Below are 17106 nucleotides of genomic sequence, written 5' to 3'. Positions count from 1 at the left end.
GTGTCCATCCTGCCCGGCGACGGACTGGTTGCCCCCACCGGCGACCCGGATGACAAGGCCATCGAGGCCGCCCTGCGGCCCAAGAACCTGGATGACTTCGTGGGCCAGAAGCGCGTGCGCGAGCAGCTCTCCCTGGTACTGGAGGCATCCCGGCTGCGCGGCCGCAGTGCCGACCATGTGCTGCTGTCCGGACCGCCCGGACTGGGCAAGACCACCCTGTCCATGATCATCGCCGCCGAAATGAACGCGCCGCTGCGCATTTCCTCCGGTCCGGCCATCCAGCACGCCGGAGACCTTGCCGCCATCCTGTCCTCCCTCACTGAGGGGGAGGTGTTGTTCCTCGACGAAATCCACCGGATGTCCCGGCCCGCCGAAGAAATGCTCTACATGGCCATGGAAGATTTCCGCGTGGACATCATCGTGGGCAAGGGTGCCGGAGCCACCGCCATTCCGCTGGACCTGCCGCCGTTCACCCTCGTGGGAGCCACCACCCGAGCCGGACTGCTGCCGGGCCCGCTGCGGGACCGCTTCGGCTTCACCGGACACCTGGAGTTCTATTCCACTGACGAACTGGAACTGGTCCTGCGCCGCTCCGCCATGCTGATGGACATGAAGGTCAACTCCGCCGGGTTTGCCGAAGTGGCCGGGCGTTCCCGCGGCACTCCCCGAATTGCCAACCGGCTGCTGCGCCGGGTGCGGGACTGGGCGCTGGTGCACGGTGTGGACCAGATCGACGCCCGGACGGCCGGAGCCGCCCTGGACATGTATGAGGTGGACGCCCGCGGACTGGACCGGCTGGACCGGTCAGTGCTGCGCGCGCTCGTCACCAAGTTCAACGGCGGCCCGGTGGGCCTGTCCACCCTGGCCATCGCCGTCGGCGAAGAACCGGAAACGGTGGAAACCGTCGCCGAGCCGTATCTGGTGCGCGAAGGTCTGCTCGGGCGGACACCGCGTGGCCGGGTGGCAACCCGTGCCGCCTGGGAGCACCTCGGCCTGGAGATGCCTGAAAATGTTGCAGCGAACCTGCCGGAGAACATGTTCTCCGGACCCGGGACCAATACGTCCGCGGAAGCCGGGGCCGAAGAGTCCTAGCGGGCAGGCCGCAGCGGATGCGCTCTGTGCCAGGACCGGTTGAGGATACCGGCCGGGGGAGCGAAAATGCAGTACAGGGAGAAACTTTTCCGCCGCTGCGGACGTTTTACCTCTAGACTGGTCATTCGTTGACCCGGGCTTCCCGCCCTGCGATATCTGCACACCATCTCCACAACAGAAACGGAACCACTCTGTGTTCTTAAACGTCATGGCCCAAACCACCGCCGATCAGAACGCCGGAGGTTTCAGCTTCAGCAGCCTCCTGCTGCCCATCTTGCTGGCCCTGTTCATCTTCATGATGTTCCGCAAGCAGAAGAAGACGCAGCAGACGGTTCAGCAGCAGCGGACCCAGATGGTTCCCGGAACCGAAGTGATGACCCAGTTCGGACTGTTCGGCACCATCCTGTCGATCAACTCCGAGGAGAACAAAGCGGTCCTGGAGCTTTCCCCGGGCAACACCGCCACCGTTCACCTGCAGGCACTGACCAAGGTTGTCACCACGGAGCCCGCCGTTGAGGAGGAAGCTCCCGTAGTTCCCGACGACGCTTCATCGCTCACGGCTGCGGACCAGGCCGACGACGCCCCCCGCACCGCTGACCCGGTTCGCCGCGACGACTCGGCTGCGCATCCCGATGAGACGCCCGAGGAAACACTCGAACGCCTGAACCGCGAAAACAAAAAAGAGAACTAGACTCTCCACGGGCCTGCGGATGAAGACTCTCCGCGGGCCCCTCCGGAGTCAACCTTGCCTCCGGTGTGTCTCACCCTAGAAGGACTATCCTCTATGCCTCGTACCGGCCCCGGCTCGGCCGCTAAAAAGACGCTCCTCTGGTTGGGCGTCATTTTTGCTGCTCTGGCCCTTTTACTCGGCGGCGGTTCCATGTGGAGCAACGCCAGCTGGACCCCCAAACTTGCCCTTGACCTCGAGGGCGGCACCGAAATGATCCTGGCACCCCAGGTTCAGGGCGGTGCCGACATCACCCAGGAACAGCTGGACCAGGCCGTGGAAATCATCCGCCAGCGCGTGGACGGCAGCGGTGTGTCCGAGGCAGAGATCACCACACAGTCCGGACGCAACGTTGTGGTCTCACTTCCCGGCGTTCCCTCGGCTGAGACACGCCAGCTGATCCAGGCATCGGCGCAGATGGAGTTCCGCCCGGTGCTCGCAATTGCAGCCGGCACCCCCGTTGAAACACCGCTTCCGGATGAGCAGCTGCCCAAGCCCGCCGGCGAGCCGGCCAACGCGTCTGACGACAACTGGATCACCCCCGAGCTGTACCGTGAATTCGAAAGCACGGACTGCACGGATCCGGCCACGCTGGAAGCGTCCACGGAAGCGGCCCCGGCCGACCAGCCGCTGATCACCTGCGAACCGGGCACCGGAGCCAAGTACATCCTCGGCCCGGTGGAAGTTCCCGGCTCCAACATCGCCAATGCCACCTTCGGCCTGTCCACCAGCAGCCAGGGCGCCTCGATCAACGAGTGGGGCGTGAACATCGAGTTCAACGGTGAGGGCACCGAAGTTTTCAAGGGCGTAACTGAGCGTCTCTTTGCCTTCCAGCAGGGTGACCCGCACAACCAGTTCGCCATTGTGCTGGACGGCCAGGTCATCTCCGCACCTACGGTGCAGGGCGTCATCACCGACGGAAAGCCCCGCATCACCGGCAACTTCACGCAGGAGTCAGCAAAGGCGCTGTCCGAGCAGCTGAAGTACGGTGCGCTGCCGATCAGCTTCGACATCCAGAGCGAGCAGCAGGTCTCGGCCACCCTGGGCGCCGACCAGCTCAAGATGGGGCTCATCGCGGGCATCATCGGCCTGGCCCTGGTGGCGGTGTACTCGCTGTTCCAGTACCGTGCCCTGGGCTTCGTCACCATCATCTCCCTGGTGGTTGCCGGTCTCCTGACCTACCTCGCCATCTGCCTGCTCGGCTGGTCGCAGAACTACCGGCTCTCCCTGGCCGGCGTGGCCGGCCTGATCGTGGCCATTGGCCAGACGGCCGACTCCTTCATCGTCTACTTCGAGCGAATACGTGATGAACTGCGCGACGGGCGCGGGCTCGTCTCCGCCGTCGACAACGGCTGGAAGCGTGCCAAGCGCACCGTGCTGGCGTCCAAGGCAGTGAACGTGCTCGCCGCCGTCGTGCTCTATTTCGTAGCCGTGGGCAATGTCCGTGGATTCGCGTTCACCCTGGGCCTGACCGCGATTGCCGACCTCATTGTGGTGTTCATGTTCACGCATCCCACCATGGTGCTGCTGGCCCGCACGAAGTTCTTCGGCGAAGGCCACAAGTGGTCCGGCTTGGACACCACCCGCCTGGGTGCCGTGCCGCTGTACCGCGGTGCCGGCCGCATCCGCGAACCCGGGACAGTTCCGGTCCGCACCAAGAACAAGGCTGCTTCCAAGGAAGCGGAACGCCGGATGACAATTGCCGAGCGACGGGCAGCCGAAAAACAGGAATCAATGGCCGGATCCGGCCCCAGCACAGAGAAGGAGGGCTAGGAATGAGCAAGCTCCCCCGCTTTGCCACGTTCGGTAATGAGCTTTACACCGGCAAGCGCTCCTACCCGTTTGTGCCCAAGGCCAAGCTCTGGTTCCTGATTGCGGCAGTGGCCGTCATCATTTCCATCCTCATCCCGGTTGCCAAGGGCGGCTTCAACCTCGGCATCGATTTCCGCGGCGGCTCCGAATTCACCGTGTCGGGTGCGGCCAACACTGACATCTCCACAGGAGAAGAAGCCGTTGGCGAGGTGGCCAGCGAGGCGCGCATCACCAACATCGCACCCGGCACCGTGCGGGTGCAGACCGAGCAGCTCAGCGATGACCAGACCCTTGAAATCAAGGACAACCTGGCACAGGCCTATGACGTTGAAGAAGACCAGGTGACGTCCACGTTCATCGGCCCCACCTGGGGTCAGGACGTGAGCCGGCAGGCATTGATCGGGCTTATCGTCTTCGTGGCCCTGGCTGCAGTGCTGATGGCCCTGTACTTCCGCACCTGGAAGATGTCCCTGGCTGCTATCACTGCGCTGCTGGTGGTCATGGTGACCACAGCCGGACTGTACTCGCTCAGCGGCTTCGAAGTCACGCCGTCGGCCATCATCGGCTTCCTGACGGTGCTCAGCTACTCCCTGTATGACACGGTGGTGGTTTTCGACAAGGTCCGGGAAAACACCAAGAACCTGGACAAGAGCACCAAGCGCACCTTCATGGAACAGGTGAACCTGGCCGTGAACCAAACCCTGGTCCGGTCTATCAACACTTCGGTGGTGGCAGTCCTTCCGGTGGCGTCCGTGCTGTTCATCGGTGCGTTCCTGCTGGGAGCCGGAACGCTCAAGGATCTGTCCCTCGCGCTGTTCATCGGCATCATCCTGGGCACCGTGGCCACCGTGTTCATTGCGGCCCCGATGTACGCCTGGCTGCGCCGGAACGAGCCGGAGATTGTCCGGCAGGCCAAACGCGTCAAGGAACGCCGTGCGCAGGAAGCCAAGGAAGCTGCTGCGACAGCAGTTCCGGCCGGCGCCACGGAGGTCTCCACCGGGCGCTAACGCTGCCGGGGCGCTGCGGGGAAAGCAGCCGCAATCGGCAAAAGACCTCCGGAACAGTGCATTCCTTGATTGGTGCACCGCCCCGGAGGTCTTCTGTATACAGGGGCACGTCGGGGCATCCCCGGTGGTACGGCGAGCTGTATGCACAGGCATAGACTTGAACCGAAGACTATTTCGCTTAGCTTGCGCCGTGACTTGGGGGAACGGCAGCGCATAAAGTGGAAAAGGTCGATAAACGTCTCAGAGAGGGCAGCAGTGGGCGAGAGCGAGAAACCGGCCGACAAGGCGGGTGCAGACGGAGCCACGGGAACACCTGTAAAGGCTAATCCCGCTGCCCGGGTTCCTGCTGCTGCACCGCAGCTGGCCCAGTCATCCCGCACCGGACAGCCGCCCAAGCCCGCATTGACGCCCAATCCCGCTCCCCGTGCAGACGGAAAGGCAACCGACGCAGTGCCTGCCGGAGCCGCCGGAGCAGGCGGCCCCAAGCCTGTTCCCGCGCGTCCCTCGCCCGGCCGCAGAACGTCTACGAGAGCCCGGCTGGCCCGGCTGGCAGGCCGGGGCAGCTCCGGCTACTCACCCATGCTGGAGCCGCTGCTTCGCACCGTTCGGGTTAATAACCCCAAAGAGGACCTGGACCTGATCCAGCGGGCGTACCTGGTCGCCGAGCGCAGCCATGAGGGACAGAAGCGCAAGAGCGGCGATCCCTACATCACGCACCCGGTGGCAGTGGCCACCATCCTCGCGGAGCTGGGCATGACCGGCACCACGCTGGCTGCGGCCCTTCTGCATGACACCGTCGAAGACACCAGCTACACCCTGGATGAGCTGCGCCGCGAGTTCGGCCCGGAAGTGGCCATGCTGGTGGACGGCGTCACCAAGCTGGACAAGGTCACTTTCGGTGATGCGGCCCAGTCCGAAACCGTGCGCAAAATGGTGGTCGCCATGGCCAAGGACATCCGCGTCCTGGTCATCAAACTGGCCGACAGGCTGCATAACGCCCGCACCTGGCGTTTCGTGTCGCAGGAGTCCTCCGCCCGGAAGGCCCGCGAGACACTGGAAATCTTCGCTCCGCTGGCCCACCGGCTGGGCATGAACACCATCAAGTGGGAGCTGGAAGACCTGTCCTTCGCGGCCCTGCACCCGAAGGTGTATGACGAAATTGTGCGTATGGTCGGGGACCGCACCCCCGAGCGGGAAAAGTACTTGTCCACCGTGCGGACGCAGATCGCCGATGACCTGCACGCGGTGAAGATCAAGGCCACCATCACCGGCCGGCCCAAGCACTACTACTCGATCTACCAGAAGATGATCGTTCGCGGCAAAGACTTCGACGACATCCATGACCTGATGGGCGTGCGGGTCCTCGTGGACTCCGTGCGGGACTGCTACGCCACCCTGGGCGCCCTGCATGCCCGATGGAACCCGCTGCCCGGGCGGTTCAAAGATTACATCGCCATGCCGAAGTTCAACATGTACCAGTCACTGCACACCACGGTGATCGGTCCCGGCGGCAAGCCCGTGGAAATCCAGATCCGCACCCATGACATGCACCGGCGCGCAGAATACGGCGTGGCTGCGCACTGGAAGTACAAGGACGGCTCCAAGACACCCGTCGGCGCCGACAACAATGACATGGGCTGGCTGCGTTCCCTGGTTGACTGGCAGCAGGAAACCTCCGATCCGGATGAATTCCTGGATTCGCTGCGCTTCGAAATCAACGCCCGTGAGGTTTTCGTCTTCACGCCCAAGGGCGAGGTCATGGCCCTGCCGGCGGGATCCACCCCGGTGGACTTCGCCTATGCCGTGCATACCGAAGTGGGTCACCGGACCATTGGCGCCCGCGTCAACGGCAAACTGGTGCCGCTGAACAGCGAGCTCGAACACGGCGACTGGGTGGAAATCTTCACCTCCAAGGCCGAAGGTGCCGGTCCAAGCCAGGACTGGCAGGGGTTCGTCAAGAGTCCGCGTGCCCGGAACAAGATCCGGCAGTGGTTCACCAAGGAACGCCGTGAAGAGGCGATCGACAAGGGCAAGGACCTGCTGACCCGGGGGATGCGCAAGCAGAACCTCCCGCTGCAGCGCCTGATGACCCACGACGCGCTGGTGACCGTGGCGCAGGAACTGCACCACCAGGACATCTCGGCACTGTACGCCGCCGTCGGGGACGGACACACCTCCGCGCAGAACGTGATCGAGCACCTGGTTGCCTTGATGGGCGGGCACCAGGGGGCCGAAGAGGACTTGGCGGAAACACCGGTTTCAACCGCGGCCCGCCGGCCCAAATTCACCGACTCGGGCGTGACCGTGCGCGGAGTCGGAGACGTGTGGGTCAAGCTGGCCCGGTGCTGTACCCCGGTGCCGCCGGATCCCATCATCGGCTTCGTCACCCGCGGTTCGGGCGTGTCGGTGCACCGCAGCGACTGCCGCAACGTGTCGGAACTCCGGGACCAGCCGGACCGCATTGTGCCGGTGGAATGGGCGCCCACCCAGTCTTCGGTCTTCCTGGTGGAGATCCAGGTGGAGGCGCTGGACCGCAAAAGCCTGCTGTCCGACGTCACCCGGGTGCTGTCGGAAAACCACGTGAACATCCTCTCGGCCAGCGTGAACACCTCGAGTGACCGCGTTGCCATGTCAAAATTTGTCTTTGAGATGGGCGATCCGAAATACCTCGACCACATTCTCAGCGCGGTGCGGAAGATCGACGGCGTGTTCGACGTCTACCGCACCACGGGCTCCCGGCGGCGCGTCTGATCCTCCGGTCCTGCCGGTCCTGCCGGGGGAGCCTGGTCCCGCTGCGCCTGGTCGATCGCGAGGTCCACGAGGCGCAGGGCTGCTGATTTTCCCGGCTGCCGGGGGCCGGCTTCCACCGCGCCGCGGACCGCTGCCAGGGGACAGCGAAGCACCGGATTCGCGGCGATCGCCAGCAGTGCCTGAACGGCCTCCTCTTCCGGGCCGTGCCTGGCCAGATCCGAGGCAGTGCGCAGGGGAGTGGTGACGGTGATGCCGGCAATCTCCATGCCGTCTTCACTGTCCAGATGCACCTCGTGCAGCACGGCGGCGCTGAACGGCGGCAGGGCCGTGGTGCGGCTGCGGTGGTCAACCAGCAGCTGGAGCCGCCGGGGAGCAGGCGCACAACCGTAAATCCAGGCTGCAGTGAACCGTCCCAGCATGATTTTCCCGCGGAGCCGGGCGGGCAGGGCATGGGCGGCAGCCAGCGCCCGGCACACCGGGTCCGGTTCAATGTCCCAGCGCACGTAGCTGTCCGCATAAAGCCAGCGCAGCAATCCGTCGCGCTCCATGGCCTGCAGCTCGACACTGGAAAAAGAACCGCCCGCAAAGAACAGGGCACCACCGGTGGATGTGAAGGCCGGCAGTACCCCGGGACAGGGAAACAGGGTTGCGGGCATGCGCCCACCTTCGCCGACCCGCGGACAAAACAGAAGGCCCGGCGTCTGCGTTGTGGACAACGCTGCCGCCGGGCCTTCGAAGGTGTTGAAGCTACTAGGAGAAGTCCTGCGCTGACTTCTGCAGCATGGCCAGCCACTGCTGGCGGGCTTCCAGGGCTTCACGGGCGTCGGCGATCTTCTTCGCGTTGCCGTTCTTCTCCGCCGTGGCCAGGTCTTCCTGGAGGGAAGCGATGGTGGCCTCGAGCTGGCTCAGGGCGCTGTTGGTGCGGGCCTTGGTTTCCGGATTGCTCCGCTGCCAGTGCTCGTCCTCGGCGGCCTTGACGGCTTCCTCGATGCGGCGGATACCGGCTTCCATCCGTCCCATGTCGGCCCGGGGAACCTTTCCGGCCTCTTCCCAGCGGTCGCGGATGGAGTTCAGTGCCTTCCGGGCCGCGGTGAGGTCGCGCACCGGAAGGATGCCCTGGGCTTCCTTCAGCAGTTCTTCCTTCACCGCGAGGTTGGCGGCGAACTCTTCGTCGATGACCTCGTTGGCTGCCTGACGGGCGGCAAAGAAGGTGTCCTGCGCGGCGCGGAAACGGGCCCACAGGGCATCGTCATCCTTGCGGCTGGCACGCTTGGATGCTTTCCACTCATCCATCAGCTGCCGGTATTCAGCGGCCGTGTTGCCCCAGTCGGTGGACGTTGCAAGCTCCTCGGCACGGGCAATCAGCGCTTCCTTGGCACGCTTGGCCGCGGTGTTCTCACTGTCCAGCTGGGAGAAGTATGCCCGGCGGTGACGGTCAAAAACGGTGCGGGCGGACCGGAAACGCTTCCACAGGCTGTCTTCGTTGCTGCGGCCGAGCCGGGGACCGTTCTTCTGGGCCGCCTTCCACGCTTCGAAGAGCTCATTCATCCGGTTGCTGCTGGTCTTCCACTGGATAGTGGCCGGATCCTTGGCAGCAATCTCCTCAGCCTCAGCCACAATGGCCTCGCGGGCGGCGAGCTCGCGCGCCCGAACGGCCTCGGCTTCGGCCCGTTCAGCGGCTTCGGCTTCCTTGATGCTGTTGCGCAGGGTTTCGATCCGGGCATCGAGAGCCAGGACGTCACCCACCATCTTGCGTTCAGCGACCTGCTCGCCAAGGTGCTTCAGGGTCTTCAGCATGTCCGTGGCCGGAGCCTTGGCCTGCACCCGTGCCTCCAGCAGCGCAAGCTGGCTGGCGACGTCGTCGTACTTGCGCACGAAGTAGGCCAGCGCTTCATCGCGGCTGGCATCCGGATACTGGCCCACCGGGAATTCTTCCCCTTCGACAATCAGGAAGACGTGGCCGTCCTCCTCGACACGGGCGAAGCGGGCAGCCTCCTCCAGCGACGTGGAGTGAACCGGAGGTGCGGCGATGACCGGCTTGGGGGTTACCGAGGGGCCCGCTGCAGGCGCCGGGTGCCGTGCTGCAAAGGCTGCCGGGCTGGGCGTTGCGGGCCGTGGGGTTTCGGGAGCCTCCGGAGTAGTCCCGGAAACTGTTTCGTCGGATTTCTGACTGTCTGTCACCGCTAAAAGTCTTTCACTCGAGGTTTGGCAGTGCGGAGCCCGCGCTGCCATTTACTTCAGGGTAAACGAGTCTATCGTCACCGGGGTTTTCGGCGTTCCGTCCTGGACTTCAGCGCCTTCCTTCACAGCTCCCTGCGCGGCAACCGCTTCCAAAACATCCAGGCCTGAGGTTAGCTTACCCATGATCGTGTAGCCGCCCGTATCTTGCGGGATAAGCGAGTCTTTGTAAACGATGAAGAACTGCGTGCCGTTGCTGTCCGTGGAGGCGCCCCGGGCCACCGCAATGGAACCGGCCGGATACACTCCGTCCGCCGGCGTATTCTCCACCGGACCCCACTGGTACGCCGGATCTCCGGCTCCGTCACCGTTCACGGAGCCGCACTGCAGCACGCCCATGGTCTCACCCGTGGTGAGGCGGTGACACGTTTTACCGGCAAAGAAACCGGACTCCGCCAGCGAAGAAAACACTGCGACGGCCTGCGGTGCGACATTGCCGTCCAGCTCCACGCCCAGGTCCCCGGCACTGGTGGACAGCGTTCCGGAGAAAATCTTTCCCTCCGCAGCGGACTTGTCCGGGACAGGGCCGGGGACGGCACCGTTTGTTTCAGCGGCCGCAGCCTGCTGCTCAATGAGCCGGGTCTCCTCCGGCGTCGGATTCGAAGAAAACCAGGCCACCTGCAGGGCCAGGGCCAGCGCCAGCGCCAGGACACCGGCCGTGCCGGCAAAAAGGTTGTCACGCTTCCGGCGCTTGGCCTGACGCTGCGCCAGATCCCGTTTAGCCTGCATCCGGGCAATGCGCCGGCGGGTTTCACGGTCCTGTCGGGGAGCGGCCACTGTGTCTCCTGGGGTCTTGGACTGGCATGGACGGCAGGACGACGGCGTCCTGCCGGGGCGGTGCAGGTCCCTCCGGTTCGCCTTGGCGCGCGCGGACAACCTAAAATGAGTGCCGCACATAGTTTAGGCATGCCGTCAGGCGATTTCCCTGCAGCAGACCGCCCATATCCCCAGAAGGAGCTCGCCCCGCATGGCACGCAAGGCCTCACTGTCAGGTTTCCCCGAATGGCTGCCGCAGGAGCGTCTGGTTGAACTCCATGTGCTGGACGTCCTGCGGCGCACCTTTGAACTGCACGGTTTCACCAATATTGAGACGCGGGCGGTGGAAACCGTGGGACAGCTGCTGCGCAAGGGCGAAATCGACAAGGAAGTCTACGCGCTGAGCCGGCTGCAGGCCGATGAAGGTGAATCCTCCGGCAAGGAGGACCCCAACCAGCTGGCGCTTCATTTTGACCTGACCGTCCCCTTCGCCCGCTACGTGGTGGAAAACGCCGGGCACCTGGCATTCCCGTTCCGGCGGTACCAGATTCAGAAGGTTTGGCGCGGAGAGCGCCCGCAGGAGGGCCGCGCCCGCGAATTCACGCAGGCGGACATTGACGTGGTGGGCGACGGCGACCTGCCCTTCCGGTACGACGTCGAGCTGGCGCTGGTCATCGCCGAGGCGCTGGGCGCGCTGCCCATCCCGGACTTCCTGATCCGGGTGAACAACCGCAAGCTGGCCGAGGGCTTCTACCGGGGAATCGGGCTGGAGGACACCGCCGGGGTGCTGCGCAGCATCGACAAGCTGGAAAAGATCGGTGCCGCACGGGTTGCGGAGCTGCTGCAGGAAGAACTCGGTGCCACCGCTGAGCAGGCCGACGCCGCTCTGAAGCTGGCATCCATCCGCACCGGGGACATGTCCTTCGTGGACCAGGTCCGCGCCCTCGGCGTAACCAATGAGCTGCTCGAAGAAGGTTTGGACGAGCTGTCCCAGGTCATCGCCGAAGCCGTCAAGCGTGCTCCGGGACGCGTGGTGGCGGACCTGAGCATTGCCCGGGGCCTGGACTATTACACAGGCACCGTCTACGAAACCGTCCTGGTGGGACACGAGTCCCTGGGCTCAATCTGCTCCGGCGGACGTTACGATGCCCTGGCCTCCAAGGGCAACCGGAAGTTCCCCGGCGTCGGGCTCTCCATTGGCGTGACCCGCCTGGTGATGCGCATCCTGAGCCAGGAGTTTGCCGCAGCGAACCGCAGTGTTCCCACCGCTGTCCTGGTGGCCCTGACCAATGACGAGTCCTGGTCCGCCGCGCAGGACATCGCCGGAAACCTGCGGGCCCGCGGCATCCCCGTGGAAGTGGCGGCCAAGGCGGAGAAGTTCGGCAAGCAGATCAAGTATGCGGACCGCCGCGGCATCCCGTTTGTCTGGTTCACGTCCGAGGACGGCAGCCATGAGGTCAAGGACATCCGCTCCGGCGAACAGGTCCCTGCCGATCCGCAGACCTGGACACCGCCGGCCGAGGACCTGTTTGTCCAGGTAACCCCCGCCTAGCGTCCCTGGTGCCCGCGTCCGCCGGCCCATTCCGGGTTCGCGGCTGTCTCCCGGTGTTTGGCCGTCTCCCCGTGTTTGGCTGTCTCGCGGTACGCGGCTGTCTCCCGGTACGCGATGGCGGCCTGTACGCGGGAGGCCACACCGAGCTTGGCCAGTACCCGGGAGACGTGGGTCTTCACCGTGGTTTCGGCAATGCCCAGCCGTCGGGTGATCTGATGGTTGGACAGTCCCTCGCCCAGGCAGGCCAGGACCACTTCCTCGCGGGCGGTCAGCGGCTCGGTCAGCTGCCCCGGGGCCGGTGCCGGTAAGCCGGGAACAGCTGCCGGGGGCTGTCCCTGTACAAACGCCGCAATCACCGTGCGGGTAACCGCGGGGGAGAGGACGCTGTCGCCGTCGGCCACACTGGCGACCGCACGGACCAGTTCAGCCGGCTCCACCGACTTCAGCAGGAACCCGGCAGCGCCGGCCCGCAGGGCTGCGTGCACGTAGTCGTCAATGTCGAAGGTGGTCAGCACCAGCACGGCGGACAGCGCCTGGCCGGTGATCTCAGCAGTCGCCGCTATGCCGTCCATTCCCGGCATGCGCAGGTCCATGAGAACGACGTCGGGGCGCAGCGCCCGTGCCATCCGCACCGCCGCCGCGCCGTCGGCGGCCTCGCCCACCACCGTAAAGCCGCCCAGTGACTCCAGGATCATGCGCAGACCGGCGCGGATGGCTGAGTGGTCATCCGCCAGCAGGACGGTAACCGGGTTGTTTGCGCTCAATGGATCTCCTGGGTCAGGGGCCGGCCAGCCCGGCTTTCCACCGGCAGCTGCGCCTGCACCAGCCATTCGGCGCCGTTTTTCTCTGTTTCGGTCATTCCCGCACTGAAACTGCCCTCGAGCTGCCCGGCACGAAGCGACATGTTCCGCAGTCCGGCGCCGTTGCCGGCGCGGCAGGGATCGGCAGCGGCTGCCTGCTTCGACGACGCGTCTTCTTGAGACGCATCCGCCGGTGACATATCCGCCGCTGACACATCCGCAGCGGGCAGGGCGTTGCGGATATTAATGTCCAGGAACCCGCCGGCCTCCCGTACCCGGACGGTGACAGGACAAGCGGGTGCGTGCCGGACGGCGTTGGAAAGTGCCTCCTGAACGATCCGGTAACAGGTGCTGCCCACAAGCACCGGTACTTTGAGGTCCGGCTCCAGGTCCAGTTCCACCGGGTTGCCGGACAGCCGGGCCGAGGCAGCCAGCGCCGCCAGCTGGTCCAGTCCGCCGGCCGCCGTATCCGCCGCCGGGGAGTCCGGTCCGCCGTCGGTCTCAAGCAGGTCGATCAGGGACCGCATTTCCTGCAGCGCCTGCACGCTTTCCGTGCGCACCTGGGCGAGCACACGGCGGTCCACATCAGGGTTGCCGGCGGCCAGGGCGGCAGCCGATTGCAGCGCCACGGCGGAAAGGTGGCCGGCGATGGCGTCATGGAGTTCGCGGGCCATGGCGCTGCGCTCGGCGGCCACAGCAACCCGAAGGTTCAGTTCGGCCAGTTCCTCGGTGCGTTCGGCACGCAGGCGCTCGGTCTCCGCACGCCGGCGTTCCTGTTCCGCGCGGTCGCTTTGCCGCCGGACCGAACCGGCCCACCAAAGCGGAATGAGGCAGATGAGTACGGCCTGAAGCAGCCCGAAAAGAACCGCCGGCCAGCCCCCGTAGCTCAACCCCACCAGCACCGGCAGGATCACGACGCCGGCCACCGCCGCAGTTTGCACGCCCCGGCTGACGCGCGGCGAGCCGAAGAGGATGCCGGCGTAGAAGAGTTCAAACAACAGCAGATAGGTGATGATGCCGCCGCCCAGCAGGATGCTGGCTACAACGGCGGTGCCGGTAACTGCCAGCATCGCCGGGACGCTTCGCCGGCGGAACACCAGACCGGCACACCCGAGCAGCAGGACCGGCGCCCAGGCCCAGCCCGGAACGCGGGGCAGCGGCGGCAGCAGGTCCGCGCCGTTGACGCCAATGAACATAAGGACCGAGCCGCCCACAAGGTATCCAACGGCAGAGGCGACACCGGACTCCCAGACCCCGTCCAGGGAATAGCGGTTGTTGGGTGCGGGCATGACTCCAGAGTAGCCACCGGGGCGGCCCGCGGCGCCCGCCTGCTGAGGACAATCCTCCGAAAGGATGACGGGCCTCGGACCCGGTGGCACCAAAAGCCGACGACGGCGGCGTGACCTGCGGGTTTAGCTGTAGCCATGGATTTCTTGGTATATCTCATCATCGGCTGTGAAATTGGCTTCTGGGTTCTTCTCGCTGCGGGGCTCTGCACCCGTTATCTGCTGCACCGAAAGCGTCTGGGACTGGCACTGCTGGCCAGTGTCCCGCTCCTGGATGTGGTGCTTCTGACCGCGGCCGGAGCAGACCTGGCCCGGGGCGGCACTGCCGGGAGCACCCACGGGCTGGCTGCGTTCTATCTGGGCTTCAGCGTGGCGTTTGGCCATACCCTGATCCGCTGGGCCGATGTCCGGTTCGCGCACCGGTTCGCCGGCGGCCCGCCCCCGGTCAAACCTGCCAAGGGCACCGCGCCCTACCGGCGCGGGCTCTGGATTGAATACGGACGCGTGCTGATTGCGATGGGCATTGCGGTTGCCGTGCTGCTGGGCATGATCGCGTTCCTGGCCGCCCCCGGCGAGACCGGCGAACTGTGGGCCTGGGTGAAGCGGGCGGGACTGGTGGCCGGAATCTGGCTGGTGGCCGGTCCGGTCTACGGGATGTTCGAACAACCGGCAAAGGCCCTGCCGGCGCAGCCCGGGGCGTCGGCACGGACGTAGGCAGCCGTGCGGGATGCCGGTATCGCCTAGGCTTAAAGCATGTCCACTGCACCAACCGAAGCCCTGCTGCCCTGTGCCGAACTGCACCTGCACATTGAAGGAACCCTGGAACCGGAGCTGATTTTCGAATTGGCTGCCCGGAACGGAATTTCACTTCCCTACGCCGACCTTCAGGAGCTGCGCAGCCGGTATGAGTTCACCGACCTGCAGACCTTCCTGGACCTTTACTACGCCAACATGGAGGTGCTGCGGACCGAAGCGGACTTCGCCGACATGACCCGCGCCTACCTGCGGCGGGCCGCCGCGGCGGGGGTGCGGCACGTGGAAATGATGGTTGACCCCCAGGCGCACCTGCTCCGCGGGGTTCCGCTGACGGACTGCATCAACGGAGTGGCGTCAGTCCTGGCCACCAGCCTGGAGGAGTTCGGCATCTCCACCGAACTGATTGCCGCGTTCCTGCGGGACCGTCCGGCCGCCGAAGCGGAAGAGGTCCTGGCGCAGCTGATTGCTTCCAACGCTCCGATCGTGGGCATCGGCCTGGACTCCGCGGAAACCGGCAATCCGCCGGAAGGCTTCGTGGACCTGTACCGGATGGCCCGGGACGCCGGCCTCAAATGCGTGGCCCACGCCGGCGAAGAAGGGCCGTCGCACTACATTGAACAGGCACTGGACTTGCTGCTGGTGGACCGGATCGACCACGGGCTGCGCTGCCTGGACGATCCCGGCCTGGTGGACCGTCTGGTGCGGGACAGGATTCCGCTGACAATCTGCCCGCTGTCCAACGTGCGGCTGCGTTCCGTGGATACCCTCGCCGATCATCCGCTGCCGCAGATGCTGGCGGCCGGCCTGAACGTGTCAGTGAACTCCGACGATCCGGCCTACTTCGGCGGCTACGTGGATGACAATTTCGCTCTGCTGCGGGACACCTTCAACCTGACCGCGGACCAGCTTGCGGAGCTGGCCGTCAATTCCGTGGAGGCATCGTTTGCGCGCCCGGCCCGGCGTGCAGAGCTGCTGGAGATGATTAGCATCTGGCGTGCGGCGCAGGACTAGCGCCGGTCAGGACGGGGAGGCGATATTCCGTCCGTCGGGGGCGCAGCCCCGGATCGGCGGAAGGTCAGCCGCACCACCAGTCCAAACACCAGCACGATCAACATCAGCACAATCGCCAGCGGCGGCAGACTCAGTGCTGTGACGAGGGCACCGGCCAGGCCCGCAAGGTTCACGGCCCGCGGCGTGTACCAGCGCCGGTGCTCCAGCGAATAACCGCACAGATTGGTGATGGCCGCGTGGAGCAGCAGGGCAAAGCAGGCCAGGCCAAGCAACGTGCCCAGGCTGATGGTCAATACCAGGACGACGACGGCGGCACCCGCGGCTGCAACCGCCGGCCACGGAACGGAACGCTTCCGGCCGGCGTGTGCAAATACCCGGGGGAGGTCTCCGTCGCCGGCCATCGCGGCAGCGGTGCGGGCGCTTCCTTCCACGAGGACCCAGACCCCGCACAGGCTCGCGGCGCCGGCCGCAATCGCCACGGCACCTGTGCCGATGCCCAGCCCCACAGCAGCCACCGGCTCGCGCAGCGGAGTTACTGATGCCGCCAGGCCTGCCGGACCCTGAAACCACGTGATGAGGGACAGGGCAACCAGCAGGTACAGGAGAAGGGCCACGATGATGGATGCCGGAATGGCCCGGGGCAGGTTGCGTTCCGGTGCGCGGACCCGAAAGCCTCCGGCAGCGAGGCGGGCGTATCCGGCAAACGCAAAAAAGGCGAAGGCCGCACCCCGGAGCAACCCGGTGGTCGACTCCGCCTCCTCCAGCACGCCCGGCTGCGGCGGCGGTCCGCCGGCCTCGTTGAAGGCGACCACCACGCCGAAACCCAGCACGCCGATCACGAAAGCCAGCACAAAACGGATGACCCAGGTGCTGCGCTGCAGTCCGAACAAATTGAGGGCAGTCGCCGCCAGCGCCGCTCCCGCGGCTGCGGGGCGGGCCTGATCCGGAACCACATACAAGCCGAAGGTCAGGGCCAGCACCGCGGCCGAAGTCACCAGTGCGCACACCATGGTCCATCCGGTAAAGAATCCCATATATGGCCCCAGCAGGACCCTCGCCGCTGAACGCGCGGTTCCGCCGGCATTGCGGTGACCGCTGATGCGCAGTCCGGCACTGAGCAGGAAGGTGGATGCTGCGGTGCAGTAGGCCACGAGGGCGGCGAGGGCGAGGGAGGCCGCCAGGGCGAATCCGGCAGCGTTCGCGACCGGGGGCAGGACCACAAAAATCCCGCCGCCCACCATGCAGCCGATGCCCACGGTGGTGGCATCAAATCCGCCCAGCGGGAGTTTCGCTCCTGAGCTTCCGGACACGTGCCGCT

At 65.6% G+C, this 17106-nt stretch carries 14 protein-coding genes; 8 read left to right on the top strand and 6 right to left on the bottom strand.

The features are described 5' to 3' along the window. Positions 1–9 precede the first annotated feature (9 nt). From ruvB to KG104_RS10770, 5 genes are all read left to right on the top strand, one after another. Positions 10–1092: a Holliday junction branch migration DNA helicase RuvB gene (ruvB, locus tag KG104_RS10790; protein ID WP_104054792.1), complete on the top strand. Its 1083-nt coding sequence runs from the start codon at positions 10–12 to the stop codon at positions 1090–1092. A gap of 193 nt (positions 1093–1285) precedes the next feature. Then, positions 1286–1783 carry a preprotein translocase subunit YajC gene (yajC, locus tag KG104_RS10785; protein WP_372434133.1) on the top strand — a complete coding sequence of 166 codons (498 nt, stop codon included), beginning with the start codon at positions 1286–1288 and terminating at the stop codon, positions 1781–1783. A gap of 93 nt (positions 1784–1876) precedes the next feature. Then, positions 1877–3592 (top strand): protein translocase subunit SecD, encoded by a 1716-nt coding sequence (secD, locus tag KG104_RS10780; protein WP_104054023.1) that lies wholly within the window; start codon positions 1877–1879, stop codon positions 3590–3592. 2 nt (positions 3593–3594) lie between these two features. After that, positions 3595–4638, top strand: a complete 1044-nt coding sequence (gene secF / locus KG104_RS10775) for a protein translocase subunit SecF (protein ID WP_104054024.1) — start codon at positions 3595–3597, stop codon at positions 4636–4638. A gap of 450 nt (positions 4639–5088) precedes the next feature. Beyond that, positions 5089–7389 (top strand): RelA/SpoT family protein, encoded by a 2301-nt coding sequence (locus KG104_RS10770; RefSeq protein ID WP_207347192.1) that lies wholly within the window; start codon positions 5089–5091, stop codon positions 7387–7389. On the opposite strand, the gene KG104_RS10765 is transcribed toward KG104_RS10770, so the two are convergent. The 3 genes from KG104_RS10765 to KG104_RS10755 form a co-directional block, all read right to left on the bottom strand. Continuing rightward, the gene (locus tag KG104_RS10765; protein WP_207347003.1) at positions 7356–8045 is read right to left on the bottom strand and encodes a hypothetical protein; all 690 of its coding nucleotides are present in this window, start codon (positions 8043–8045) and stop codon (positions 7356–7358) included. The genes KG104_RS10770 and KG104_RS10765 overlap by 34 nt on opposite strands. Before the next feature lie 94 nt (positions 8046–8139). Further along, a complete protein-coding gene (locus KG104_RS10760) occupies positions 8140–9621 on the bottom strand; it encodes a DUF349 domain-containing protein (protein ID WP_207347002.1) in 1482 nt (493 codons plus the stop codon). Then, a complete protein-coding gene (locus tag KG104_RS10755) occupies positions 9622–10404 on the bottom strand; it encodes a peptidylprolyl isomerase (protein WP_237688582.1) in 783 nt (260 codons plus the stop codon). It abuts the gene before it with no gap. A 190-nt stretch (positions 10405–10594) separates the two neighbouring features. Between KG104_RS10755 and hisS the strand changes: the two genes are divergently transcribed. Then, positions 10595–11935, top strand: coding sequence for a histidine--tRNA ligase (hisS, locus tag KG104_RS10750; RefSeq protein ID WP_104054028.1), 1341 nt, complete (start codon positions 10595–10597; stop codon positions 11933–11935). Here the strand turns inward: hisS and KG104_RS10745 are convergent. Both KG104_RS10745 and KG104_RS10740 read right to left on the bottom strand, forming a co-directional pair. After that, positions 11932–12699, bottom strand: a complete 768-nt coding sequence (locus KG104_RS10745) for a response regulator (RefSeq protein ID WP_273545192.1) — start codon at positions 12697–12699, stop codon at positions 11932–11934. The genes hisS and KG104_RS10745 overlap by 4 nt on opposite strands. Beyond that, positions 12696–14024, bottom strand: a complete 1329-nt coding sequence (locus KG104_RS10740; RefSeq protein WP_207346999.1) for a histidine kinase — start codon at positions 14022–14024, stop codon at positions 12696–12698. The genes KG104_RS10745 and KG104_RS10740 overlap by 4 nt, the downstream gene beginning before the upstream one ends. A 135-nt stretch (positions 14025–14159) precedes the next feature. On the opposite strand from KG104_RS10740, the gene KG104_RS10735 reads away from it, so the two are divergent. Beyond that, a complete protein-coding gene (locus KG104_RS10735; protein ID WP_207346998.1) occupies positions 14160–14735 on the top strand; it encodes a hypothetical protein in 576 nt (191 codons plus the stop codon). Positions 14736–14774: 39 nt separating this feature from the next. Beyond that, positions 14775–15788 carry an adenosine deaminase gene (locus KG104_RS10730; RefSeq protein ID WP_207346997.1) on the top strand — a complete coding sequence of 338 codons (1014 nt, stop codon included), beginning with the start codon at positions 14775–14777 and terminating at the stop codon, positions 15786–15788. Here KG104_RS10730 and KG104_RS10725 read toward each other — a convergent pair. After that, positions 15785–17098 (bottom strand): APC family permease, encoded by a 1314-nt coding sequence (locus KG104_RS10725; RefSeq protein ID WP_104161217.1) that lies wholly within the window; start codon positions 17096–17098, stop codon positions 15785–15787. The genes KG104_RS10730 and KG104_RS10725 overlap by 4 nt on opposite strands. Between the last annotated feature and the right edge of the window lie 8 nt (positions 17099–17106).

The sequence above is a fragment of the Arthrobacter sunyaminii genome, assembly GCF_018866305.1.
Taxonomy (GTDB): Bacteria; Actinomycetota; Actinomycetes; order Actinomycetales; family Micrococcaceae; genus Arthrobacter_B; species Arthrobacter_B sunyaminii.
This window is presented reverse-complemented; position numbering and strand designations above follow the sequence as displayed.

Excerpts from the sequence above, each read along its gene's own strand:
- secD (WP_104054023.1), top strand. The coding sequence starts at position 1,877 with ATGCCTCGTACCGGCCCCGGCTCGGCCGCTAAAAAGACGCTCCTCTGG.
- secF (WP_104054024.1), top strand. The coding sequence starts at position 3,595 with ATGAGCAAGCTCCCCCGCTTTGCCACGTTCGGTAATGAGCTTTACACC.
- KG104_RS10765 (WP_207347003.1), bottom strand. The coding sequence starts at position 8,045 with ATGCCCGCAACCCTGTTTCCCTGTCCCGGGGTACTGCCGGCCTTCACA.
- KG104_RS10760 (WP_207347002.1), bottom strand. The coding sequence starts at position 9,621 with ATGGCAGCGCGGGCTCCGCACTGCCAAACCTCGAGTGAAAGACTTTTA.
- hisS (WP_104054028.1), top strand. The coding sequence starts at position 10,595 with ATGGCACGCAAGGCCTCACTGTCAGGTTTCCCCGAATGGCTGCCGCAG.
- KG104_RS10740 (WP_207346999.1), bottom strand. The coding sequence starts at position 14,024 with ATGCCCGCACCCAACAACCGCTATTCCCTGGACGGGGTCTGGGAGTCC.
- KG104_RS10735 (WP_207346998.1), top strand. The coding sequence starts at position 14,160 with ATGGATTTCTTGGTATATCTCATCATCGGCTGTGAAATTGGCTTCTGG.
- KG104_RS10730 (WP_207346997.1), top strand. The coding sequence starts at position 14,775 with ATGTCCACTGCACCAACCGAAGCCCTGCTGCCCTGTGCCGAACTGCAC.